Origin of the sequence: Sphingobium sp. SJ10-10, assembly GCF_036038995.2 — a bacterium.
Lineage (GTDB): Bacteria > Pseudomonadota > Alphaproteobacteria > Sphingomonadales > Sphingomonadaceae > Sphingobium.
Genome location: NZ_CP158132.1, coordinates 2,637,173 through 2,662,329 on the forward strand (window position 1 = coordinate 2,637,173; position 25,157 = coordinate 2,662,329).

The following is a 25,157-nucleotide window of genomic DNA, read 5'->3' on the forward strand; positions in this document are numbered from 1 at the left end:
CGATGAACTGCTGGATCGTCATTCCGGTCAAGGCGCCCGCCGCCTGCAAGACGCGGCTGACGCCTGTGCTCGACGAAGCGGGGCGGCGCGATCTGGTGGCGGAGATGCTGCACCGGACGGTGGAAGCTGCGGCGGAGCTGGTCGGGATGGAGCGGCTGCGGCTGCTTGGGCCTTCGCGCCATGGATTGCCTGAGACGGTCGGCCTGCTCGATGATCCGGGCGGCGGCCTCAACCCCGCTCTGGCGAGCGCCCGCGATGCGGCGCTGGCCGCGGGAATCGAACGGCTGCTGTTCCTCTCGGCCGATTTGCCGCTGGTGGAGGCTGAAGATGTCGCCGCGCTACTGGATGTTTCCGGCATTGCGGCCGCGCCCGATCTTCACGGGCAGGGGACCAATGCGCTGTCATTGCCGTTGCCCAAAGCGGCCGACTTCCGGTTCCATTATGGCGAAGGCAGCTTCGCGGCGCATCGGGCAGAAGCGGAACGGCTTGATCTGCCTTTCTCGGCAATCGTCCGGCAGGGTCTGGGTTTCGACATCGACCAGCCGGGCGATCTGGCTGACTGGAAATGGCGTGCGACTTAGGGTGGAAGGTGGGCGTCATTTCCGTCATCCCAGCGAACGCTGGGATCTCAGGCGATAGCGTACAACCTAGCCTCACGAGATCCCAGCTTTCGCTGGGATGACGATATTATCAACGTCCGCTCCTAGCCACCTCCGGGCAAACCCTCACAGCCTGACACACGCGCGTCAGACCGCGACGCCCGCCGAAGCCAGCACCGCCAGAGTCAGCAATTCCGACGCATTGGATGCCATGGTGGCGATCTGCACCGACTTGTCCATGCCGACCAGCATCGGCCCGATCATGGTCGCGCCGCCCAGTTCGCGCAGCAGCTTGGCGGAAATATTGGCCGACTGAAGCCCCGGCATCACCAGCACATTGGCGGGTCCGGACAGGCGGCTGAAGGGATAATTCTTCATCACCGTCGGATTGAGCGCCGCATCGACGGTCATTTCGCCTTCATATTCGAAATCGACATCGCGCTCGTCCAGCAGCTTGATCGCGTCGCGCATATTTTCAATGAAACTGCCCGGCGGGTTGCCGAAATTGGAATAGGACAGGAAGGCGACGCGCGGGTCATGGCCCATGCGGCGGGCGACCGCCACGGTCCCCTCTGCAATATCCGCCAGTTCCTGCGCCGAGGGACGCTCATTGACCGTGGTGTCGGCCAGGAACACCGTCTTGTCCTTGGTCACCAGCACATGGATGCCAAAGGGTGTGCGGCCCGCCGCCGGGTCCATCACCCGCTTCACCTCGCGCAGGGTCTGGGCGAAGGGCCGGGTCATGCCGGTGATCATCGCATCGGCATGGCCCATCGTCACCAGCAGCGAGCCGAAGATGTTGCGGTCGCGATTGACCATCCGCTCGCAATCGCGGCGCAGATAGCCGCGGCGCTGCAACCGCTTGTAGAGCGTGTCGACCATTTCCGGCACCAGCGGCGAGTTGACGCTGTTGTGCAGTTCGAAGCTTTCCGGATCCTGCACGCCCAGTTCCTTGAGCTTGTCATAGACATGGCCGCGGCCGACCAGCACGGGGATGCCATAGCCGAGCGTCCGGAACTGGATCGCGGCGCGCAGCACCACTTCCTCTTCCGCTTCGGCAAAGACGACGCGCTTGGGATTGGACTTGGCCACCTCATAGGCGGTGGTGAGGACCGAGGTGGTCGGGTTGAGCCGGGCTTTGAGCGACTGGCGATAGGCGGCCATGTCCGCGATCGGCCTTTGCGCGACGCCGGTTTCCATCGCCGCCTGCGCCACGGCGGAGGGCACGACCTCCATTAGGCGCGGGTCGAAGGGCGCGGGGATGATGTAATCCGGCCCGAAGCTGTGCGAGCGGCCATAGGCCTTGGCCACTTCCTCCGGCACCTGCTCGCGCGCGAGGTTAGCGATCGCCTTGGCGGCCGCGAGCTTCATCGGCTCGTTGATCCCGGTCGCCCGCACGTCGAGCGCGCCGCGGAAGATGAAGGGGAAGCCCAGCACATTGTTGACCTGATTGGGATAGTCGGACCGCCCCGTGGCGACGATGGCGTCGGGGCGCACCGCATGCGCTTCGGGCGGCGAGATTTCCGGGTCGGGATTGGCCATGGCGAAGATGATCGGCTTGTGGGCCATCGACTTCACCATGTCCTGGCTCATGGCGCCCGCGACGGACAGGCCCAGGAACACATCGGCGCCCTTCACCGCTTCGGCCAGCGTGCGGGCGTCAGTCTTCACCGCATGGGCCGACTTCCACTGGTTCATGCCTTCGGTGCGGCCCTGGTAGATCACGCCCTTGCTGTCGCACATGGTGACATTGTCGTGCGGCACGCCCAGCGCCTTGATCAGTTCGGTGCAGGAAATCGACGCCGCGCCCGCGCCGTTCACCACCACCTTCATGTCTTTCATCTCGCGGCCGGTCAGCATCGCCGCGTTGATGACGCCCGCCGCCGCGATGATCGCGGTGCCGTGCTGGTCGTCATGGAAGACCGGAATGTTCATCCGCTCTTTCAGCGTCTGTTCGATGATGAAGCATTCGGGCGCCTTGATATCCTCAAGGTTGATGCCGCCGAAGGTCGGCTCCATCAGCTCGACCGCGTCGATGAACCTGTCGACATCCTCGGTCTTGAGTTCGATGTCGATGCTGTCGACGTCGGCGAAGCGCTTGAACAGCACCGCCTTGCCCTCCATCACCGGCTTGGACGCCAGCGCGCCCAGATTGCCCATGCCCAGGATCGCCGTGCCGTTGGTGATGACCGCGACCAGATTGCCCTTGGCGGTATAGTCATAGGCGGTCGCCGGGTCTTCCGCGATGGCGCGCACCGGCACCGCGACGCCGGGCGAATAAGCGAGGCTGAGATCGCGCTGGGTCGCCATCGGCTTCGACGCGATGATCTCGATCTTGCCGGGGCGTCCCGTCGAGTGGAAGAACAGCGCCTCGCGCTCGGAAAATTCCACATTCGACTTGTCGGTCATGGCTGCACCCACCCCTTGTTTGGAACAATAAGCTCGCCCTTAGGGCGGTCCGACATTCAGTTCAGGCGGAGCCGAAAAGGGTGATTTTCGAGCATCGGAGCGCAGCGTACTCAAGTACGTGAGCACCGAAGCGCAGAAAATCGCGCTTTGCAGGCCCGCTTGGGCTGAATGCTGGACCGCCCTAGCGGCAAGAATATCTTGTGGGCAAGTGCGAGAAGCGCAATTTTCCTATGTATTCTGCACCCACTGGCCTGAGCCGCGGGATCAGGCTATCCGCTTCCCCCATGGCGCGAACGATCGACACATCCACGCAACAAGCTACGCCTATGATGACGCAATATCTTGCGCTCAAGGCGGAGGCGCAGGACTGCCTGCTTTTCTACCGCATGGGCGACTTTTTCGAGCTGTTCTTCGAGGATGCGAAGGCGGCGGCGACGACGCTCGACATTGCGCTCACCAGCCGGGGCGAGCATGGCGGCGTGCCGATCCCGATGTGCGGCGTGCCAGTGCACAGTGCGGAAACTTATCTTGCACGTCTGATCAAGGCGGGCCACCGCGTCGCCATTGCGGAGCAGACCGAGACACCCGCGCAGGCCAAGGCACGGGGCAGCAAATCCCTCGTGGCCCGCGCCATCGTCCGCTATGTAACGGCAGGCACGCTGACCGAAGAGACGCTGCTCGACAGCCGGCGCGACAATATGCTGGTGACGCTGGCGCAGGTCGGGGGCGAGGATAGGCAGGAATATGGCCTTGCCGCCGCCGATATCTCGACCGGGCGGTTCGAAACACTGACGTTGCGGGCCAGCGATCTGGCGGCAGAACTGGCGCGCCTGCGGCCGAGCGAGATCGTGTTGCCGGACGGGGTGGAACTGGACCTGCCCGATTCCCACCCCTTCGATCGCGCCGCCTTTTCCAGCAGCCGGGCCGAGGCGGCGCTGAAGCGCATCTTCGGCGTCGCCACGCTGGACGGATTCGGCCAGTTCAGCCGCGCCGAATTGGCGGCCATGGGCGGATTGCTGAGCTATCTCGATCATGCGGGCAAGGGCACCTTGCCCTTCCTTGCCCCGCCGATGCGCAAGACCAGCAGCGCGCATGTCGCCATCGATGCGGCGACGCGCGAGAGCCTGGAGATCACCGCCACCATGAACGGCACGCGGGCGGGCAGCCTGCTGGGCGCGGTCGACCGGACCGTGACGGGCGCCGGGGCGCGATTGCTGGGGCAGGATCTGTCCGCGCCCTTGATGGATCAGGCGGCCATCGAAGCGCGGCTGGGCCTGGTGCAACTGTTCCATGACGATAGCATGCTGCGCGACCAGTTGCGCGTGGCTTTGCGCGCCCTGCCGGATATCGGTCGCGCTCTGGGTCGCCTTGCCATCGGCAGGGGCAGTCCGCGTGATCTCGGTCAGTTGCGGGATGGGCTTGGCGAAGCGCGGCTTCTGCGCGAACGGCTGGGACGCCTGCCCGACCAGCCATTGCTGCTGGCGCAATTGCTGCCTGCGCTCGACGGGCATGGCGCGCTGGTCGACAGCCTGTCCCGCGCCCTCGTCCCCAGCCCGCCGACCGAAACCGCCAATGGCGGCTATATCGCGGACGGCTATGACCCGGCGCTGGATGAGCTGCGCCGCCTCGCCGGAGACGGCCGCCGCGCCATCGCCGCGCTGGAAGCGAAATATCGCGAGCAGACCGGCATCGCCTCGCTCAAGATCCGGCATAATGGCGTACTGGGCTATCATGTCGAGGTGCCCGCCCGCGCCGCCGACCAATTGATGCAGCCCGACAGCGGTTTCACCCATCGCCAGACGCTGGCCGGGGTGGTGCGCTTCAATTCGGTCGACCTGCACGAACAGGCGAGCCGCGTCGCGCAGGCGGGCGCCCATGCTTTGGTGGCCGAAGCCGCGTATCTGGAAGAGCTGATCGAAGCAACCCTCGCCCGCAAGGCGGAGATCGCCCGCGCCGCCGACGCCCTCGCCCGGCTCGACGTGGCGGCGGCGCTGGCCGAGCGTGCGGCCGAAGGCGGCTGGCAACGGCCCCATTTCCTGCCCGAAGACGGCGAAGGACCGTGCCTCGAAATCACCGGCGGCCGCCATCCAGTGGTCGAGGATGCGCTGCGCCGCGAAGGCCAGCCTTTCGTCGCCAATGATTGCCGACTGGTGGCCAGTGACCGGCTCTGGCTGGTCACGGGTCCGAACATGGGCGGTAAATCCACCTTCCTGCGGCAGAACGCGATCATCGTCATCCTTGCGCAGGCAGGCGCCTATGTGCCCGCGCAGTCCGCGACCCTGACCCTGGTCGACCGCCTGTTCAGCCGCGTCGGCGCATCGGACAATCTGGCGAAGGGCCGCTCGACCTTCATGGTCGAGATGGTCGAAACCGCAGCCATTCTGGCCCAGTCGACCGAACGCAGCTTCGTCATCCTCGACGAAGTCGGGCGCGGCACGTCCACCTATGACGGGCTGGCGCTGGCCTGGGCGGTGGTCGAGGCGGTGCATGAGGTCAATCGTTGCCGCTGCCTGTTCGCGACCCATTATCATGAGCTGACGCGGCTGGCGGAAACCCTGTCCTCGCTCTCGCTCCACCATGTCCGGGCGCGGGAGTGGAAGGGAGATCTGGTGCTGCTGCACGAGGTTGCGGAGGGTCCGGCGGATCGGAGCTATGGTCTGGCCGTAGCGCGGCTGGCGGGACTGCCGCCTGCCGTCCTCAAGCGCGCGAAGGACGTTCTGGCGCGCCTTGAAGCGGGCAAGGCCAAGACCGGCGGCATCGCGGCGGGGCTGGACGATCTGCCCCTGTTCGCCGCCGCCACCGCGCAGGTCGAGGAGAAGGTCGATCCCCTTCGCGCCGCGCTGGTGGCGATCGACGCCGACGCGCTGTCCCCCCGCGAAGCGCTCGATCAACTCTATCGCCTCAAGCAACTGGCGGCAGCCGGTCAGGAAGACTAGGTTAGCTTTATGGTCATGCAGTTTCCAAAATTGGGGTCCAGGCGGGCGATCATCGACCGGCGCGCCATTTCCGACCGCATCAACACGCTGGCGCAGGAGCATCGGGGCGATCAGATCAAACTGCGCGGCCTGATCGTGAAGCTATTGAAGGACGCTCTGGATGCGGGGCGCGAGGATGTCGCCCACCGCCTCAACCAGAAACCGACCCGCGGGCGGGAAGCCGTCACTGCCTTCGCCTTCCTGGTCGATCAGATATTGCGGCTGCTTTACGACGCCACCACGCACCATCTCTATCCGGCAGGCAATCGCAGCACCGGCGAGCGGATCGTGCTGATCGCGGTGGGCGGCTATGGCCGGGGCGAAATGGCGCCGCACAGCGATGTCGACATCGGCTTCATCACCCCTTGGAAACCCACCGGCTGGACCGAGCAGGTCATCGAATCCATGCTCTATTCGCTGTGGGACTTGGGGTTGAAGGTCGGCCATAGCAGCCGGTCGATCGACGAAACCATGCGCATGGCGAAGGCGGACCTCACGGTGCGCACCGCGCTGCTGGAGGCCCGCTACATCTGGGGCGACCGCGCCCTTTATGAGGAAGTCAGCACCCGTTTCGATACCGATGTAATGCAGGGCACCGCCCGCGCCTTCGTGACTGAAAAGCTGGTGGAGCGCGACGAACGGCACAAGCGCATGGGCGACAGCCGCTATGTCGTCGAACCCAATGTGAAGGAAGGCAAGGGCGGGCTGCGCGACCTGCATACGCTGTTCTGGATCGGCAAATATGTGAACCGGGTCAAGTCGGTCTCCGAACTGGTCGATGTCGGCCTGCTGACCGAAACCGAATTGCGCCAGTTCCAGAAGGCCGAGGATTTCCTCTGGGCGGTGCGCTGCCACCTGCACATGATCACGGGGCGGGCCGAAGACCGGCTGACCTTCGACCTCCAGCTCGAAACCGCTACCCGCATGCACTTTATCGGGCGTGCCGGGCGGTCGGGGGTGGAGCGCTTCATGCGCTATTATTTCCTGAACGCGAAGACGGTGGGCGACCTGACCGCCGTGTTCCTCGCCCATCTGGACGACCAGATGGCGGAGCGCGGGCGGCGCTATATCCCCAGCTTCTTCCGCCGGCCCAAGAAGCTGGACGGCTTCGTGCTGGATCGCGGGCGGCTGGCGTTGCCCAACGACCATTTTTTCCAGGATGATCCGGTCCGGCTGCTGGAAATCTTCGCACTGGCCGACAAGCATGGCCTGGCCATCCACCCCAGCGCCATGCGCGCCGCCAGTCGCGACGCGAGCCTGATCACCGCCAAGGTGCGCCGCGATCCGCGCGCCAACGCCGCCTTCATGGAGGTGCTGACCTCTCCGCGCGATCCCGAAACGGTGCTGCGCTGGATGAACGAGTCGACCGTCTTCGGCCGTTTCATCCCCGATTTCCGCCGCGTCGTGGCGCAGATGCAGTTCGACATGTATCACCACTATACGGTGGACGAGCATACGATCCGCGCCGTGGGCCTGCTGGCGCGGATCGAAAAGGGCGAGCTGAACCAGGATCATCCGCTGGCGGCGGACCTGATGGGCAAGCTGGTGTCGCGCCGCGTCCTCTATGTCGCGGTGCTGCTGCACGACATCGCCAAGGGACGCGGCGGCGACCACAGTATGTTGGGCGCGGAGGTGGCGGAGCATCTCTGCCCACGCCTGGGCCTGACCCCGGCGGAGACGGAAACCGTGTCCTGGCTGGTGCTGCATCATCTGCTGATGTCGGCCACCGCCTTCAAGCGCGATCTGGCAGATTACAAGACCATCCTCGATTTCGTCGAGGTGGTGCAGAGTCCGGAGCGGTTGAGGCTGCTGCTATGCCTGACCGTGGTCGACATCCGCGCCGTGGGCCCCGGCGTCTGGAATAGCTGGAAACGCCAGTTGCTGGGCGATCTTTATGAGTCCGCCGAAGAGCTGCTGCGCCTTGGCCACAAGCAAAAGGGCCGCAGCGAACGGGTTACGGTCAAGCAGCAGGCGCTGCGCCAGGCACTCGGCCTCTCCGAAGCGGATTTCGAGAAACTGCGCAAGCGTCTGCCCGAGAGCTACTGGATCGCGGAACCCGACGACATCCTGTTCCACAATGCCCAGCATATATTGGAGGCGGGCGACTCCCCCCTCTCCATCGCCGCGCAATATTATCCGCAGCGCGGCGCGACGCTGGTGACGGTCTATGCCGCCGACCATCCGGGACTGTTCTACCGGATTGCGGGCGCCATTCATCTGGCGGGCGGCAACATCATCGACGCGCGCATCCACACCACGCGCGACGGCGTCGCGATCGACAATTTCCTGGTGCAGGACCCGCTGGGCGGCGCGTTCCACAGCCCCGAGCAACTTGTGCGCATCCGCAAGGCGATCGAGGATTCGCTCGCCAACCGGCACCGCATGATCACCAAGCTGGAAGCGCGTCCCCTGCCCCGCACCCGCGCCGAGGCCTTTCGCATCGAGCCCAATGTGCTGATCGACAACAAGGCGTCGAACCGCTTCACCGTGATCGAAGTGAATGCGCGGGACCGCCCGGCGCTGCTGTTCAGCCTGGCCAATGCGCTGTTCCAGTCGAAGGTGACGGTACACAGCGCCCATGTCGCCACCTATGGCGAGCGCGCCGTCGACACCTTCTACGTCACCGACCTGCTGGCCGGGAAGATCGAGAGCAAGGCGCGGCTGCAAACGCTGGAGCGGCGGCTGCTGGAAGCGGCAGGTGGCGAAGTGGCGGAGCTGGAGAAAGCATAAAATCGTCATTCCCGCGAAGAGGGGAATGACGAAAATTCAACTTCAAACGATTTCCATCACATCGCCCGATACCAACAACGGCAGCAAACGCAGCATATCCCCCCGCTCCACCGCCACGCACCCGGCGGTGGGACGCCCTTCGGACAGGTGGAAAAAGATCGCGCTCCCCTGCCCCGGCACCGGCGGCGCATCATTGTGCCCCAGCACCACGATCACATCATAGGCACCGTCGGCGCGCAGCAGATTTTCAGCCGAAAAGGGACGCGGCAGGTGCACGGGCCGATTATAGGCCGGATCGGCCACATCATCGGACCAGCCATCCCCTTCCCGCACCCAGCGCCAAGGCAGGCGGATGCCCGTAGCATCCCCCTTGCCCGGCCGAAGCAACACGCCCCGGATCAGCCAGACTCCCAGCGGCGTACAGCCATCCCCTTCCCGCTTGTCCGCCGCCGCGCAAGCACCGCTGCGCCCGATGGTGCAGGGAATGTCGATCGCGCCGAAGGAGAGGCGCCCCGCGCCCGTATCGACGCGGACGACGCTCATAGCTGGTGCCCGGTCCGGTCGCGCTTGGTGGCGAGATAGCGCTCATTATGCGGATTGGTGGGCAGGATGATCGGCAACCGTTCCGCCACCTTGATTCCCGCCTTTTCCAGCCCCGTCACCTTGTTCGGATTGTTGGTGAGCAACCTGACTTCACCCACGCCCAGCAAGTCCAGCATCCGCGCCGCGACCGAAAAATCGCGCGCGTCTATTGCGAAACCCAGCCGCACATTGGCGTCGACCGTGTCGAAACCCTGATCCTGCAAGGCATAGGCGCGCAGCTTGTTGACCAGACCGATGCCCCGCCCTTCCTGCCGCAGATAGAGCAGGATGCCCCAGTTCGAATCCGCGATCCGGTGCAGCGCCTCATGCAGTTGCGGGCCGCAGTCGCATTTCAGCGACCCCAGCACGTCGCCGGTCAGGCATTCGCTGTGCAACCGGATCACCGGCGGCGAGGAATCCCGCTGGCCGACGATCAGCGCCACATGCTCGCGTGGTTCGTCGGGGCTGCGGAAAGCGACGATCTCGGCGGTTTCGCTGGCCGATACCGGCAGTCTTGCCCGCGTCGCAATGTCCAGATGCACCGCATCGTCATAGGCGTCCACATCGGCGGCGCTGACCTCCGCCTCCGCTTCGCCTTCCACCGTGGCGAAATAGGCCGGCAATATCCCTGCAAGCCGCGCCAGCCGCAGCGCTGCCTTGGCCGCCAGCGGCGCGGTCAGCGGCTTCGCCATGAACGGCCCCTTGAGCGGCGAAGCCAGGTCCAGAACCGGGTCGGAAATCGCCGTCGCCACATCGACGTCGATCCATGGCGCCCGCGCCACCAGCACCGGCATGTCGGGATCGGCCGCCGCCAACTGGTTGGCGAGCTTCAGCGTCTGCGCCCGTGCGGCGGAAATCAGGATGTCGGCTTCAGCGCCCGGATCGAATCCGGCGAGCGTCACCGCGTCGGCGCCCTCAATGGCCATCAGCCGCAATGCGCCATCGGCGGCCTGCACCCGCACCGGCCAGCCCCGGCGTAGCGCGTCGATGGCGCGGGCGGCGGCGCGCGCGCCCATCAGAACGCGAATTCCGTGATGATCGGGATATGGTCGGACGGCTTGCCCCAGTTGCGCGCCGGTTCGACCACGCGATGGCTGAGCGCCTTGCCCGCCACGTCCCTGGTCATCCACATATGATCGAGCCGCCGCCCGCGATCCGATTCCGCCCAGTCCTTCGCGCGATAGCTCCACCAGGTGTAGAGCCGCTGCGGCGCGGGATGGAAATGGCGGCCGATATCGACCCAGTCGTTCGACGCCTGCAACCGCGCCAATATCTCGCATTCGACCGGCGTATGGCTGACCACATTCAGCAATTGCTTGTGGCTCCAGACATCGCATTCCATCGGCGCGATGTTGAAATCGCCGGTCAATATGGTCGGCTTGTCCTCCAACCCAGAGGACCATTTGATCATCCGCTCCAGAAAATCGAGCTTCTGTCCGAATTTCGGATTCGCCTCCCGGTCCGCGATGTCGCCACCGGCAGGCACATAGACATTCTCGATCCTGACGCCATTGTCGAGCCGCACGCCGACATGGCGCGCTTCGCCATTGGCCTGCCAGTCGAACCGGTCGTCCTCATGGATCGGCACCTTGGACATGATCGCCACGCCATGGTGCATCCGCTGGCCGTTCAGCACCTGATGGACATAGCCCAGTTGCCGGAACATCGCGGTGGGGAAAATCTCGTTCACCACCTTGGTTTCCTGAAGACACAGAATGTCGGGCGCTTCCTCTGTCAGAAAGCGCTCCACGATATCGAGCCGGGCACGAACGCTGTTGATGTTCCAGGAAGCGATACTGAGTGTCTGAGGCATGGGTGATCCACTAAGACCCTCCGCCCTCCCGCGCAAGGGCGACAAGGACGGCACCGTTTGGGCCGGGATTTGGCTCGGGGTGGAGCGAAAATAGTGGATTTCGAGAACCGGCGCGCAGCGACCTTAAAGGTCGTGAGCACCGGAAGCGCAGAAAGCCGCTATTTGCAGCCCTCCCTGGGCCAAATCCCGGCCCAAACAAAAAGACCCCCGCTCCGGGGGCATGGAACGGGGGCCTCGATCGCGCCCTTGAAGCGCTTTGCGACGGGAGCGGGGTGCCGGGTAACAGGGGGGAAATCCCGGTTTCGTCTCTCGCCGTGGAGTTCTTTTTAGGAGGCGGGATATGAGCGTCAGATGAACGATTCTGAAAAGTTTTCGGCCCGTCGCGCCTGTGGCCCGCTTAACCGCCCGCTGCGCGTCCCTTGGGCCGCGGATCGGTCCAGCGGAAGGCGGAATCGGCCACCGGCACGCCATAACGCTGGTTGCTGAGCTTCACCGCCGTCCGGTTATTCTGCGAATCCAGCGCCACCCAGCCGTAAAGCTGCAAGCCCGCCGGGCTCGGCGCGTCCCGTTTGAAGATCATGGTGATGGTGCCATATTCCGGCCGCTTGGGATCGCGTGCCTGGACGGACAATATGGTCGGATCGCCAGTCTGGATCACCTTGCCGAATTTCGACAGATCCTTCGACGGGTCGATCAGCGCGCCCAGCGGCGAATTGCCGATCGGCCAGCGCTGCACCTGCCGCACTTCATAGTCGATCATGGTCAGCGCCTTGCCGTCGCCCACGATCAGCAGCGGCACGCCCTTTTGATATTGGAAACGGATCTTGCCCGGCTGCTTGATGATGAGCTGGCCGGTCAGCGTCTGCCCATTGCGGTCGGTCTGGGAGAAATTGGCGGTCATGGTGGTGACGGCGCGAATATAGGCGTTGACCTTCGGCAGGTCCGATTGGTCCTCCTGCGCCGCCGCCGGCATCATCGGCACCGCGAAAGGCGCAATAGCCAGCGTCAGGGCAGCCAGCGTCAGGATGGGGGACGCAAGGATGCGCTTCATGCAATCATCTCCGGTTGTTCAGGGTGAGGAGTGTAGGGGGCAGGGCTTGAACCCGTTGTGAACCCATTCGTTCCGTGAGCGCAATGGATCGGATCGCTGGAACGGGAAGGGGGAGAGCGGCATGGCCACTCAATCCCCCTCTGCTTCCGCTTCGCCAGTGCCGGTCTTTCCGGCGGCCCCTCTCCCAATTATTTTTTAAGGCGCTGCGGTGAGCGGCTTCTGCTTAGACCGGCGCGATGACAAAAAAAAGGCTGATCCGAAGACCAGCCTGAAAGTTTTTAGGAGAGGATGCCTGAAAGGCAGATCCCTCTTCGGCCAAATCGCGTTTCGCTGCAAATGCGAAGAACCGAAAGACGATTGCACGAAACGCAATCATGCCCGGAAATCAGGGATTTCTGCGGATCGGATCATGTTTTACAAGCCCGCAACAGCCGAAACAGCCACGCAAAATCCCGTTTCAGAGCGAAATGGGCAGTGACTTTTTCGCATCAGGCCAAATGAAAATTTTTCGCACCGACAGGATCAGAGCGGATTGCCACCCTCGTCGCGCAGCACTTCGCGGCGGCCGACATGGTTGGGCGGACCCACCAGCCCCTGTTCCTCCATCTGCTCGATGAGGCGAGCGGCGCTGTTGTAACCGATGCGCAATTGCCGCTGTAGCCAACTGGTCGAGGCCTTCTGATTTTCGAAGACAAGCTGGCAAGCCTTGCGGAAGAGCTGCGCATCCGGGCTGTCGTCGCCCAGGTCGACGCCGTCGAGCGCGAAGCTGCCTTCCTCCGGCTCCTCGGTGACGGCGGCGATATAGTCGGGCTGGCCCTGGGCGCGCCAGTGATCCGCCACCACGCGCACTTCGTCGTCCGACACGAAGGGGCCATGGACGCGCATCAGCCCCTTGCCACCATGCATGTAGAGCATGTCGCCCTTACCCAATAGCTGCTCGGCGCCCTGTTCACCCAGGATCGTGCGGCTGTCGATCTTCGACGTCACGAAGAAGCTGATGCGGGTCGGCAGGTTCGCCTTGATGACGCCGGTAATAACATCGACCGAGGGACGCTGTGTCGCGAGGATCAGGTGTATGCCCGCCGCACGCGCCTTTTGCGCCAAGCGCTGAATCAGGAATTCGACTTCCTTGCCCGCCGTCATCATCAGGTCGGCCAGCTCGTCGACCACTACCACGATCTGCGGCAGCGGCTGAAAATCGAGCTGCTCCTCCTCATAGATCGGCTTGCCATTTTCGGGGTCGTAGCCGGTCTGGACGCGGCGGCCCAAGGGCTTGCCCTTGGCCTTCGCGGCGCGGACCTTCTCATTATAGTTGGCAAGGTTGCGAACGGAGATCGAAGCCATCATGCGATAGCGGTCCTCCATCTGCTCCACCGCCCATTTGAGCGCGCGGATCGCCTTGCTCGGCTCGGTGACGACCGGGGAAAGGAGATGCGGGATGTCGTCATAGGTCGACAGTTCCAGCATCTTCGGATCGATCATGATCAGGCGCAACTGATCCGGCGTCATGCGGTAGAGCAGCGACAGGATCATGGCGTTGAGGCCCACCGACTTGCCCGAACCCGTCGTACCCGCGATCAGCAGATGCGGCATGGGCGCCAGGTCAGCGATGATCGGCTCGCCCGAGATATTCTTGCCCAGGATGATCGGCAGCGTCGCTTCCTGCATGAACTGCTCGGAAGTGATGAGTTCGCGAAACGACACGCCCTCCCGATTGGCATTGGGCAGTTCGATGCCGATCACCGTGCGCCCCGGTATCGTCGCCACGCGGGCGGAGAGCGCCGACATGTTGCGCGCAATATCGTCGGCCAGTGCGATCACGCGGCTCGCCTTGATGCCCGGCGCGGGTTCCAGCTCATACATGGTGACGACCGGACCGGGTCGAACCTCGACGATATTGCCCTTCACATGGAAGTCGTCGAGCACCGACTCCAGCAGCCGCGCATTGCGTTCCAGCGCGGCCTTGTCGATCTTCGCGCCCTGGCTGGCGGGAACCGGATTGAGCAGGTCGGGCGAGGGCAGGGAACTGTTGCCGAACAGGTCGTCTTGGCTGACCGGCGCCATGGGGCGCTGCGCCGGGGCGGGCTTGGGCGTCTGGATGTTGATCGGCGGCTTGGGTTCGTTGGTGACGGTCTTGCGTGGCGCGGCGATACGCTCGACGACCTCGTCCTGATCATCGAAGGGATCAGCCACAGCCCCGCCGCCGGGCAGGGCGAAAGCGGGCTTGGGCAGGCTAAGACGCGGCAGCGGAGGCCGACGCAGCGCGATGATCGGCTTTTCCAGCGCAAGGCTGCGATACCAAAGGATGGCGCCCGCGATCAGCGTCAGCGCAATCAATATGCCGGTGATCCACCCTTGTGCGGCGGGGGTCTGCGCGGTCAGGCTGATGACGCCCCGCGCCGTCACCAGCGCGATGATGCCGCCCCATCCGGCGGGCAGGCCGACCAGCGGATTGGTCTGGAACAGCGCCAGCGCGATGCCGAGCAGCACGATCCCGGCGAAGCATTTGCCGAACTGCGCCTTCCACCCGCTCATGTCCTGATCGCCCCACAGCCGCCGGGCGGTGATCGCCATCAGAGGCAGCACCAAAGCCACCGGCACGCCGAACAACCAGAGCAGGAAATCGGCAATCCAGGCGCCGGGCGCCTGCATGATATTCTGCACATGATCGCCCGCCACCGTATTCATCGACGGGTCGCTCGGCTGATAGCTGAGCAGCGCCAGAGCGAGAAACAGGGTCGCCAGGATCAACGCGATCGATCCGATCAGCGCGCCGCTGCGGATCAGGCTGCGTTTCAGCATTTCGCGCCACTCTGGCGTGCGCTTGGCTCCGCGGCTGACAGCCATGGTAAGTCCTTGTCCCCTAAATGTTCCGTCCGGCACAATGCGCCGGGCGGGGAGTCCCCGTCAAGAGTCCCGCCCCTCGGCTCGTCTCGTGGACTCCGTAACAATCCTTATGTCGGCGGCGAGCGGGGCAGCGCAAAAGCCTCCCGAAAGGAGACTTCACCATGATCGCCACCTTCTATCCCATCCTTGTCGTCGTCGCCTTGAGCGCCTTCACCGCCGTCCTACTGGGCGTCAGCGTGCAGGATGCGTTGACGCGAGGGCGCTGAGCGCTTCGCCGTCGACGCGCTGCACCGTCCATTCGTCCATCGCCCGCGCACCGAGCGAACGGTAGAAGGCGATGGACGGTTCGTTCCAGTCCAGCACCCACCATTCCAGCCGCGCGCAATCCCGCTCCAGCGCCAGTTGCGCGAGGCGGGAGAGCAGCGCTTTGCCCGCGCCCAGACCCCGGGCTTCGGAGATGACGAACAGATCCTCCAGATAGAGGCCCGGTCGCCCCTCAAAGGTCGAGAAATTGTGGAAGAACAGGGCGAAACCGATCGCCTTGCCTTCATTTTCCGCGATCAGCACTTCAGCCATGGGGCGCGGACCGAAGAGATATTTCTCCAGGTTGGCGCGGTCGGCCCTCACCTCATGCGACAGCTTTTCATAGTCGGCCAGAGCGAGGATGAAGTCGTGAATCGCCCCGATGTCGGAAGGAACGGCCTCGCGGATGGTGACGGACATGCTTTTCCTTTCAGGCGATGGACGATTCGACATGCGGCGACTCGGCCGATCCCGTGCGAGACGCGATCAGGCAGCCGACCACGATCAGCAGCGCGCCGACCACCGTCGTCAGGGTCAGCCGGTCGCCAAAGGCCAGCCAGCCAATGATCGCCGCCCAGACGAAGGCGGTATATTCCACCGGAATCAGAACCTGCGCCTCCGCCCGCGCATAGGCCCAGGCGAGCGCGGCCAGCGACGCGAAGGCAAGGGTCGCGGCCAGGACGATCAACGCCCAGGACGGCGCCGCCGGCAGGACCGGCATCCATTGGGCAGCTAAGGCGAAGAGAGCGAATAGGCCGAACATCACGATATGCTGGAAGAAGGCGACCTCTATGGGCGAAGCCAACTGCGCCTGTTGCCGCTGGAGGATGAGATTCCAGGCGAACAGCACCGCCGAAATCAGGACCGCGCCCGCGCCCAGCAGCGCATTCGCGTCATAATCGCCCCGCAACCGCCCGGACAGGATGACCGCAACCCCGACCAGCCCCAGCAGCGACGCGCCGATGGCCTGCCGCCCGATCTTTTCCTTCAGCAGCAGCGCGGCGAGATAAAGCGCGACCAGCGGCGCGATGAAGGACAGGGCAATGGCTTCGGCCAGCGGCAACCGCATGATCGCCCAGAAGAACAGGCTGGCCATCACCGCCACGACCGCGCCGCGCAGCAGGTGCAGCCGCAGCACGGCCCGGTTCGGCCAGCGCTGCCGCGTCAGCAGCATCAGCGCCAGCCCCAACAGGCTGCCCGTCAGCGCGCGCCAGAACAGCGCGTTGAACAGGCCGATCGAGAGGCTGAGCCCCTTCATCGCCGCATCCATCACGGAAAACAGCGCGACCCCCAGGCAGCAAACCGCAAAGGGGAGGGCGAAGGAGCGGGGCGCAGTCATGGGGGGAAGCGGCTTACTCCGCCGCTTCCGCCTTGCCGGCGTCGGTGGTGGCCGCCTCGATCTCCGCCGCCTTGGCTTCGACAAGGTTCACGATATGATCGATCATCCCTTCGTCCTGAATCGTATGATCGGTGAGGCCGGAGAGATAGACCATATGCTTGCCCGCGCCGCCGCCGGTCAGGCCGATGTCGGTTTCGCGCGCTTCACCGGGACCGTTCACCACGCAGCCGAGCACAGACAGGGAAAGTGGCGTATGGATATGCTGGAGCCGTTCCTCCAGCGCCTGCACCGTGCGGATCACATCGAAGCCCTGACGGGCGCAACTCGGGCAGGAAATGACCTTCACGCCGCGAGTGCGGATGCCGAGCGACTTCAATATTTCGTAGCCGACGCGCACCTCCTCTTCCGGTTCGGCGGAGAGCGAGACGCGGATCGTGTCACCGATCCCGGCCCAGAGCAGATTGCCGATGCCGATGGAACTTTTCACCGTGCCGCCGATCAAGCCGCCCGCCTCGGTAATGCCCAGGTGCAGCGGGCAATCCACCGCTTCGGCCAGTTGCATATAGGCGGCCACGGCGAGGAACACGTCGCTGGCCTTCACCGCCACCTTATATTCGTGAAAATCCTGGTCCTGGAGCAGCTTGATATGGTCAAGCGCGCTTTCCACCAGCGCTTCGGGACAAGGCTCGCCATATTTTTCGAGCAGATCCTTTTCGAGCGACCCGGCATTGACGCCGATGCGGATCGAGCAGCCATTGGCCTTGGCCGCGTCGACCACCTCCTTCACCCGCGCTTCGCTGCCGATATTGCCCGGATTGATGCGCAGGCAGGCCGCGCCCGCATCGGCGGCTTCCAGCGCGCGCTTATAATGGAAATGAATGTCCGCGACGATCGGCACGCGGGCGGCGCGGACGATCTGCTTCAAGGCGGCGGTCGATGCCTCGTCGGGGCAGGAGACGCGGATGATGTCCACGCCCACCTCCTCGCAGCGGCGGATCTGGTCGATCGTCGCCTTGACGTCATGGGTCGGCGTGTTGGTCATGGTCTGCACCGTGACCGGGGCGCCACCACCGACGGGAACATTGCCGACCATGATCTGGCGGCATTGCCTGCGGGCGATGTCGCGCCAGGGGCGCAGGCCGGGATTATGGTCGGACATGAAAAAGGGGCTCCGTGGTGATGGAGCCCCTATAGGGATTTATTGCGTCGGTTAGAAGCGTGAGCTGTTTGCGTTTCAGCAAAGCCGAAACGTGCGGCACCGGCCCTCACCCCCACCCGACCGCCCAGACATGGTATCCTGTGGGCGGTCGGGTGGGGGTGAGGGCCGGTGCCGCTCCTAATCAAAAACGCGCCGTCAACGATGCGCCGATCTGGTCCGCATTGCCGCTGGTCTGCGACAGGGTGGTCGCCGTCACCGTCGCGGGCGCGGGATAATAGCTGTCCGGACGGATGATGTTCGCCTTTTCCACGAAATTATGGGCATAGCTGAGGTTCAACGCAAAGGCGGGCGAGATATTGTAGGTCGCGCCGGCCGACAGCCAGGTGCGATCGCCATCGGGCACGCGGGTCGTCAGATGCTGCGGATTGGTGGGCGAGCGGTCGAACATCGTGCCCGCGCGCAGGGTCAGCGCCGGGCTGACATCATATTCGCCGCCCAGGCTGACGCTGTAGCTATCCTTGTAATCCAGCTCCTTGTTGCTGGTGCCGGCAGCGGAGGTGATGGCGATGCCCTTGAACTTCGACCAGTTGTACCAGCGGGCGCTGATCATGGCACGCAGCTTGGGCGTCAGGCGGTGCATGAAGCCGACAGTGACGATATCGGGCAGATCGAGCGGCGCGGAGGCGTCCAATTCGCCATTGGCCGCGGCGATCGGACCCAGAAGGCCGGAAATGGTCTGCGTGCCGGTCAGCTTATGCTTGATGCCGGAACGGTAGGAAACGCCGACATTGGTGGCGCCATTGGTGTAGAACAGGCCCGCATTCCAGCCGACCGTCCAGTCGTCGCCCTTCAACCGGGCAAAGCCATCGGTCGGGATCAACGGCGAAAGCTGCGGCAGCGCGTTGGTCAGCGTCGCCTTCACATATTGCACGTCGACACCGCCGCCGATCGAGAAATTGTCGTTCAGCTTATAGGCGGCGCTGGGCTGGATATTATAGGTTTTGAGGTTGGTGTAGAGCGAGTCGTAGCGGCCGAAAAAGCCGTCATCATAATCCAGCTTCAACCCGAACGGCGCGTTGACGCCCAGACCCAGCCACAGCCGGTCCGTAGCCTGCGCCGTCACATAGAAGCTGGGGATGGGAATGACCTTTTCGAACGGCTGGCCGCCATCATTGCCCGTCACCGGCACCCGAGCACCGGGCAGGGTGGGAACGGTGCGATAGGTGCCGCGATTGGCCTGATGCGCGGAGGCCATCAGCGCGATGCCGCCGATCGAGGTCTGAACGCCCGACAATTCCGTCATGGCGGCAGGGTTGAAATAGATGGTGGACGGATCGTCCGCCGCCGCACCCGCCCCGGCGAGCGCGCGGCCGGTTTCCTTGGGCGACTGTTCCTGCAGGTAGAATCCACCCGCAAAAGCCGGAACTGGCATTGCCAATACGCCTGATAGCAAGAGACTGGCGATAATGGGGCGGCGCAAAGACATATGATTCCTCTCCTGAAACTTGACCAAGGCAAAATGGCTTTCGCCAGAGAATGATCCCCTGTGAGCCATGCTCTTATAAGCATTATGGTTAAATAATCGTTCGAAAAGCCCTAATTTGCACGGATTTCCGCCGCTATCCTTTCGGATTGCGCAACGACGTTACGGCAGGAAGCGAAAATCGCGCTCTCCATCAGGGCAAAAAAAAGCCGCCCCGGAGGACGGCTTGAAAGTTTTAGGAGAGGATGCCTGAAAGGCCCGTTCCTTTTGCGGTGCAGCGACATTTTCCGCAAATGCGAAAAGCTGATGCTCGATTGCGTTTCATGCAATCGTCATGCTTTTGCCTGATTTCCGTAAAGGAAATCTGCATAAGACCATGTCAATTTTTCCCTGTAGGGCCGTCATAATCGGCTGCTCAAGGCCGAATCACATCCGAATCGGCCAATTGTGCGTCGATATCCGCGATCAGACGCGCCAATCCCTCCGCACCCTTCGCTTCGGCCCGCACAACCAGCGAATCCTGCGTGTTGGAGGCCCGCAACAGCCACCAGCCATCGGCCGTATTGACCCTAAGGCCATCGGTTTCATCGACGCTCGCGCCTGCGGCCAGCAGCCGGGCGCGCACCTCCTCCACCACGGCAAATTTGCGGCTCTCCTCAACCGGAAAGCGGATTTCCGGTGTGTTGGCCATGTCGGGCATCTCGTCGCGCAGGGCCGTGACACTGCGGCGGAGCCGAGTCAGGCTCCGGATAAGCCGCACCGCGGCATAAAGCCCGTCATCGAAACCATAATAATCGTCCGCAAAGAAGATGTGGCCGGTCATCTCCCCGCCCAGCGGAGCGGCAATCTCCTTCATTTTGGACTTGATGAGGCTGTGGCCGGTCTTCCACATCAGCGGCTGGCCGCCCAAGGCCGAGATCCGGTCGAACAAGGCCTGGCTGGCCTTCACATCCGCGACGATCGTGGCGTTCGGGCGGTCTTTCAGCACCAGCTCCGCGAAGATGCCGAGCAACTGGTCGCCCCAGATCACCCGGCCCTTGCCGTCGATCACCCCGATCCGGTCGCCGTCCCCGTCGAAAGCCACTCCGAAATCGAGCTTCTTCGAGCGGACAAGCGCTTTCAGGTCGGCCAGATTCGCCTCGACAGTAGGATCGGGGTGATGATGGGGAAAATGTCCGTCTATCTGGGTGAAAAGCACATGATGCTCACCTGGCAGGAGCTTGACGAGCTTGTCCACTACAGGACCGGCGGCGCCATTGCCCGCGTCCCAGCCAATGCGCCAGGCGGCGCCGTCGAACCCCTCCACCAGACGCGCGGCATAGCGGTCCATGATGGCGACGGTTTCTACCCCGCCGCTGCCTTCGCTCCAGTCGCCTGCCGCAGACATGGCCCCCAGCTTCGCGATGTCCGACCCAAAAAAGGCGTTATGCGCAAGCACCAGCTTGAAGCCATTATGATCGGTGGGATTGTGGCTGCCGGTTATCTGAATGCCGCCGTCCACATCGAGAACCGCTTCGGCATAATAGAGCATGGGCGTCGGGCCGAGGCCTATGCGGACGACATCCGTGCCCGAGTCCTGAAGGCCTTGCACGACCGCCTGTTCCAGCGCCGGGGAACTCAGCCGCCCGTCATAGCCGACCGCGACCTTTGATCCGCCCGCCCGTTTGATGACCGTGCCGAAGCTGCGACCTACCGCATAGCCATCCGCCTCGCCAAGCGTCTGGCCGATCACCCCACGAATGTCATATTCGCGCAGGAGCGTGGGATGAAAGCGATGGGCCATGGCATGCTCTCCCTTGGTTTCAGTCGCGCTGCGCCATGTCCCTGATCAGAAGGTCGCGCGCCGCGTTGATCTGGGCAGCGAGCGCTTCCGTGCCACCCTTGTCCGGATGGACCGAGGCGATGAGGCGGCGATGCGCCGAGCGAATCGCGCGGGCATCGGCATCCGGCCCGACGCCCAGCAGCTTGCGGGCATCGATCACCGCCTGAGGCGAAGCGGGTTGCGGGGCGGGCGTGCCCTTCGTCTTGCCCGGCCGGCTCCTGGCGAAGAAGAACAGGGTAGCGCCGACCAGCAGCGGCGCGCCGATCAACGGCTTGCCCTTCGCCGCCATCACCGCGCCGACCAGAGCGGCACCCAATGCCATGCCATCCTTCGCGCTCATGCTTTGCAGTCGTCCCGTCCAGATCAGCCAGGCCGCAAGCCCGAGCAAAAGCAGGGCAAGCAGACCCATCAGGCCGCGCCGAGCAGATCCAGCGGCGCGACCTCATCGCGTGAGGGAAGGGCAAGGCCGGACACCATCTCGCGCAGTTCCTGCCGCGCGGCGATATGGCTGACGCCCAGCTCGCCCAGATGCCCCTTGTCGAGCAAGGTAAGCCCCGAGGGGAAGAGTTCGCGGAAGACCACACGTTCGGAAAGACCCGGAATCACGCGGAATCCGACACGGCGGGAGAGTTCCATCAGCGCATCGCCCACACGCTTCTTGTTGCGGGCGTCATGATGCTGGACGCGGTTGCGCAGCACCACCCAGTCTATGGTGACTCCGTCAGCCTTGGCGCGGGTTTTGCGCGCCTCGAAAATCAGTTCGGAATAGAAGGAGAGGCGCTTCACTTTGAAGGTTTCCGCGTCCACCTGGCCGATCAGGTCGAAATCGACGAAGCTGTCGTTCATCGGCGTCACCAGCGTATTGGCGCGGGCGGCCATGTGGCGGGCATAATCATCGTCGCGGCCGGGCGTGTCGATGACCAGGAAATCCTTGTTTTCGGCCATGGCGGCGGCCTGTTCCTCCAGCGCCTGGACATTGTCGCCCTTGAACACCGCAAAGTCCGGAGTCGGCAGATCGATGCCGCGGCGGCGAGCGGTGTCGGCGCGATTCTCCATATAGCGGGTGATGGTGCGCTGGCGCGGATCGAGATCGATCATGCCGACGCGATGGCCCAATACCGTCAGCGCGATGGCCGTATGCACGGCGGTCGTCGACTTGCCGGTTCCGCCTTTCTCATTGGCGAAGACGATATGGTGCGTTTGGGCGTTCGCCATCGGACCTTGATAACCCCGTTGATTGTCGCATTGTCGGTTGACCGTTTGAACCGGCCATGCCTTAGCAGGATGTACCCCTGTTGATGCCCTTATCGGAGCCACTCCCGTCGTGCAAATCCTCCGTGATCTCGCTTCGCTCAGAACCGCCATCGAAGCGCTGAAAAGCGACGGAAAACCGTTGGCGCTGGTGCCCACCATGGGCGCGCTGCATGACGGGCATATGGCGCTGGTCGAAGAAGCGCGGCGCCATGCCGGGCATGTAGTCGTGTCGATCTTCGTCAACCCGCGCCAATTCGGCGTGAACGAGGATCTGGACGCCTATCCCCGGCGCGAAGCCAAGGACGCGCAGATGTTGCAGGCGGCCGGAGTCGATATGCTCTGGGCGCCGACAGTCGATGTCATGTATCCGGCGGGCTATGCCACCAACATCTCCGTGTCGGGCGTGACCGAAGGGCTGGATGGCGCGGCGCGGCCGGGGCATTTCGACGGCGTGTCGACGGTGGTGACGAAGCTGTTCAATCAGGTGCAGCCGGATGTCGCGCTGTTTGGAGAGAAGGATTATCAGCAGCTCGCCGTGATCCGGCAGATGGCGCGCGATCTGGATGTGCCGATCGAGATTATCGGCGTGCCGACCCAGCGGGACGAGGATGGATTGGCGCTCTCTTCCCGCAATGCCTATTTGACCGAGGAGGAGCGCAAGGACGCGCTTGCTCTGCCCCGCGCCCTGGGCGAAGCGGCGCGCCAAATGGAAAAGGGCGCGACCGTCGAGGCTGCCATCGCCAAGGCGATCGCGATGCTGGCCACGCACGGCTTTGATCCGATCGACTATGTGACGCTGTGCGATGCGGTGACGCTGGAACCAATGACCGTGCTGGATCGCCCAGCGCGGCTGCTGGGCGCGGCGAAGCTCGGAAAGACGCGGCTGATCGACAATATCGCGGTCGATCCGATTTAAATTCCGTCATCCCAGCGAAAGCTGGGATCTCGTGAGGCTATTCTGTGCCCCATCGCCTGAGATCCCAGCTTTCGCTGGGATGACGGCTTTATCAAAACGGCTTCACGATCACTGCTATCACGATCACCGCGGCAGCGATTCCCGGAACCTCGTTCAACAACCGCAATTGCTTCTCCGTCAACGGCCGCAGCCCCTTGGCGAGCTTCTTCGCATAGCCCGCGATCCAGCCATGATAGCCCGACAGGCCAAGTACGAAGAGCAGCTTCAAGTGGAACCAGCCGAAATGCCAGGCGCCGATCTCCACCATCAGCATCAGGCCGAAGACCCAGACCAGAACCAGCGACGGGTTGAGGATGATCTTGAGCAGCCGCCGCTCCCGGTCGATCCACTTCCTGTCCTCTTCGGACCCCACCGGGCATTGCTGGTGATAGACGAAGAAACGCGGCATCATGAACAGGCCCGCCATCAGGAAGATGACGAAGATGACATGCGCGGCTTTGACCCACAAATAGGCTGCTCCCAGATAAGGCATCATCGACTCTCCGGCTGCGTCCGATTCTGGCGCACATGGCGGATCAGCGCTTCGACATGATCAATGGGCGTATCGGGGAGAATCCCATGGCCCAGGTTGAAAATATGCGGCCGCCCGGCAAAGGCGGCGCGGATATTGTCGACCGCCTCTTCCACCGCCTTGCCGCCGGCGATCAGCGCCAGCGGATCGAGATTCCCCTGCACAGGCAGCCCCTCCGGCAGTTCGCGATCGGCCCAATGCGGATCGACCGTTTCATCGACGCCGACTGCATCGACTCCAGTCCCGACCGCATAATCGATCAGCTTCGCGCCCGCACCCTTGGGAAAGCCGATGACCGGAATCTCGGGGTGGATCGCCTTCAACTTCTCCACGATCCTCTTATTTGGCTGAATCACCCAGCGCTCGAACTCCAGCGGGGCAAGGCTGCCCGCCCAACTGTCAAAAAGCTGGACCGCCTCCACCCCGGCCTCGATCTGGCCGGAAAGATAGATAACCGTCGCATCGATGATCGCATCGATGATCGCGCCGAATTTTTCGGGCTGCAGATAGGCAAGACGGCGGGCGGCACCCTGATCCTTGCTGCCCTGACCCGCGACCATATAGGTGGCGATGGTCCAGGGGCTGCCTGCGAAGCCCAGGAAGGTCACTTGTGGGTCCAGCGCGGCCCTGACCTGCCGGACCGTCTCATACACCGCCTCATAGCGGCTGAAATCGGGTTTGAGGGCAGACAACTCCGTCTCGGCCAGGATCGGCGCCAGACGCGGGCCTTCACCGGCCTCGAACCAAAGATCCTGCCCCATGGCATAGGGCACGATCAAAATGTCGGAAAACAGGATCGCGCCGTCGAAAGCGAAACGGCGCAAGGGCTGCAGAGTCACTTCCGCCGCCGCCCCGCTGTCATAGACCAGTTCGAGGAATCCGCCCTTTTCCGCCCGCAATGCGCGATATTCGGGGAGATAACGGCCCGCCTGGCGCATCAGCCACATGGGCGGCACATCAGGGCACGCCCCTTTCAGGACCGAAAGCAATGGCTTGGCGGATAGCCCGTTCGAAAGGCCGGCATCAGATCCCGTCATATACTCTCTTATATTTAGATTCAAAAAGGATGATGGAGATAGTTGGGCGGTTGGCAGCGGGGTTTATGCGCTGTGCCCGGATTTGCCAACAACTTGACTCCTGAGTGCCGCCGATTCCGGTCCGAGTCAGTTCGCTTATCCCCGTTATCCACAGGCTGTGGGTATAAATTTCAATCTGTTGGCGGGCTGTGGACAAGATTTCCGGAATCGAGGAGGGCGATAAGCGCCTGATTTTGCCCGCAACCTATCCCTTGCTTTATCCACAGC

19 protein-coding genes are annotated in these 25,157 nt (G+C 63.6%); 4 read left to right on the forward strand and 15 right to left on the reverse strand.

Translation table 11 applies throughout. The features are described from left to right. The first annotated feature begins 2 nt into the window (after window positions 1–2). Window positions 3–581 carry a 2-phospho-L-lactate guanylyltransferase gene (gene cofC / locus VVT58_RS12810; protein ID WP_327753360.1) on the forward strand — a complete coding sequence of 193 codons (579 nt, stop codon included), beginning with the start codon at window positions 3–5 and terminating at the stop codon, window positions 579–581. A 165-nt stretch (window positions 582–746) separates the two neighbouring features. On the opposite strand, the gene VVT58_RS12815 is transcribed toward cofC, so the two are convergent. Continuing rightward, a complete protein-coding gene (locus tag VVT58_RS12815; protein ID WP_327753310.1) occupies window positions 747–3,008 on the reverse strand; it encodes an NADP-dependent malic enzyme in 2,262 nt (753 codons plus the stop codon). 284 nt (window positions 3,009–3,292) lie between these two features. Between VVT58_RS12815 and mutS the strand changes: the two genes are divergently transcribed. Then, window positions 3,293–5,944 carry a DNA mismatch repair protein MutS gene (mutS, locus tag VVT58_RS12820; protein ID WP_327753309.1) on the forward strand — a complete coding sequence of 884 codons (2,652 nt, stop codon included), beginning with the start codon at window positions 3,293–3,295 and terminating at the stop codon, window positions 5,942–5,944. 9 nt (window positions 5,945–5,953) lie between these two features. Continuing rightward, complete coding sequence (locus VVT58_RS12825) at window positions 5,954–8,713, forward strand: [protein-PII] uridylyltransferase (RefSeq protein WP_327753308.1); 2,760 nt, start codon at window positions 5,954–5,956, stop codon at window positions 8,711–8,713. Window positions 8,714–8,755: 42 nt separating this feature from the next. On the opposite strand, the gene VVT58_RS12830 is transcribed toward VVT58_RS12825, so the two are convergent. The 12 genes from VVT58_RS12830 to VVT58_RS12885 form a co-directional block, all read right to left on the reverse strand. Continuing rightward, complete coding sequence (locus VVT58_RS12830) at window positions 8,756–9,256, reverse strand: L,D-transpeptidase family protein (RefSeq protein ID WP_327753307.1); 501 nt, start codon at window positions 9,254–9,256, stop codon at window positions 8,756–8,758. Beyond that, a complete protein-coding gene (ribA, locus tag VVT58_RS12835) occupies window positions 9,253–10,311 on the reverse strand; it encodes a GTP cyclohydrolase II (RefSeq protein WP_327753306.1) in 1,059 nt (352 codons plus the stop codon). Before ribA ends, VVT58_RS12830 begins: the two co-directional genes overlap by 4 nt. Further along, complete coding sequence (gene xth / locus VVT58_RS12840; protein ID WP_327753305.1) at window positions 10,311–11,108, reverse strand: exodeoxyribonuclease III; 798 nt, start codon at window positions 11,106–11,108, stop codon at window positions 10,311–10,313. The genes ribA and xth overlap by 1 nt, the downstream gene beginning before the upstream one ends. A gap of 397 nt (window positions 11,109–11,505) precedes the next feature. Continuing rightward, window positions 11,506–12,159: an outer membrane lipoprotein carrier protein LolA gene (locus VVT58_RS12845; RefSeq protein ID WP_327753304.1), complete on the reverse strand. Its 654-nt coding sequence runs from the start codon at window positions 12,157–12,159 to the stop codon at window positions 11,506–11,508. Window positions 12,160–12,681: 522 nt separating this feature from the next. Continuing rightward, window positions 12,682–15,006 (reverse strand): DNA translocase FtsK 4TM domain-containing protein, encoded by a 2,325-nt coding sequence (locus VVT58_RS12850; RefSeq protein WP_327753303.1) that lies wholly within the window; start codon window positions 15,004–15,006, stop codon window positions 12,682–12,684. Between the two features lie 231 nt (window positions 15,007–15,237). Next, window positions 15,238–15,729 carry a GNAT family N-acetyltransferase gene (locus VVT58_RS12855; RefSeq protein ID WP_327753302.1) on the reverse strand — a complete coding sequence of 164 codons (492 nt, stop codon included), beginning with the start codon at window positions 15,727–15,729 and terminating at the stop codon, window positions 15,238–15,240. A 10-nt stretch (window positions 15,730–15,739) separates the two neighbouring features. Continuing rightward, window positions 15,740–16,648 carry a DMT family transporter gene (locus VVT58_RS12860; RefSeq protein WP_327753301.1) on the reverse strand — a complete coding sequence of 303 codons (909 nt, stop codon included), beginning with the start codon at window positions 16,646–16,648 and terminating at the stop codon, window positions 15,740–15,742. Window positions 16,649–16,661: 13 nt separating this feature from the next. Continuing rightward, window positions 16,662–17,807 (reverse strand): flavodoxin-dependent (E)-4-hydroxy-3-methylbut-2-enyl-diphosphate synthase, encoded by a 1,146-nt coding sequence (ispG, locus tag VVT58_RS12865; protein ID WP_327753300.1) that lies wholly within the window; start codon window positions 17,805–17,807, stop codon window positions 16,662–16,664. Window positions 17,808–17,988: 181 nt separating this feature from the next. Beyond that, entirely contained in the window at window positions 17,989–19,293 is a 1,305-nt protein-coding gene (locus tag VVT58_RS12870; protein WP_327753299.1) for an outer membrane protein transport protein, read from the reverse strand. 412 nt (window positions 19,294–19,705) lie between these two features. Next, window positions 19,706–21,073, reverse strand: a complete 1,368-nt coding sequence (gene pgmG, locus VVT58_RS12875) for a phosphoglucomutase/phosphomannomutase PgmG (protein ID WP_327753298.1) — start codon at window positions 21,071–21,073, stop codon at window positions 19,706–19,708. Window positions 21,074–21,092: 19 nt separating this feature from the next. Next, complete coding sequence (locus VVT58_RS12880) at window positions 21,093–21,521, reverse strand: DnaJ domain-containing protein (RefSeq protein ID WP_327753297.1); 429 nt, start codon at window positions 21,519–21,521, stop codon at window positions 21,093–21,095. Then, on the reverse strand, window positions 21,521–22,327 hold the full coding sequence (locus VVT58_RS12885) for a division plane positioning ATPase MipZ (RefSeq protein ID WP_327753296.1): 807 nt from the start codon (window positions 22,325–22,327) through the stop codon (window positions 21,521–21,523). Before VVT58_RS12885 ends, VVT58_RS12880 begins: the two co-directional genes overlap by 1 nt. 109 nt (window positions 22,328–22,436) lie before the next feature. Between VVT58_RS12885 and panC the strand changes: the two genes are divergently transcribed. After that, window positions 22,437–23,282, forward strand: coding sequence for a pantoate--beta-alanine ligase (panC, locus tag VVT58_RS12890; RefSeq protein WP_327753295.1), 846 nt, complete (start codon window positions 22,437–22,439; stop codon window positions 23,280–23,282). Window positions 23,283–23,373: 91 nt separating this feature from the next. Here the strand turns inward: panC and VVT58_RS12895 are convergent, their stop codons facing one another. Together VVT58_RS12895 and hemE are read right to left on the reverse strand one after the other, a co-directional pair. After that, window positions 23,374–23,814 carry a CopD family protein gene (locus VVT58_RS12895; protein WP_327753359.1) on the reverse strand — a complete coding sequence of 147 codons (441 nt, stop codon included), beginning with the start codon at window positions 23,812–23,814 and terminating at the stop codon, window positions 23,374–23,376. Then, window positions 23,814–24,890 (reverse strand): uroporphyrinogen decarboxylase, encoded by a 1,077-nt coding sequence (hemE, locus tag VVT58_RS12900; RefSeq protein ID WP_327753294.1) that lies wholly within the window; start codon window positions 24,888–24,890, stop codon window positions 23,814–23,816. The genes VVT58_RS12895 and hemE overlap by 1 nt, the downstream gene beginning before the upstream one ends. Between the last annotated feature and the right edge of the window lie 267 nt (window positions 24,891–25,157).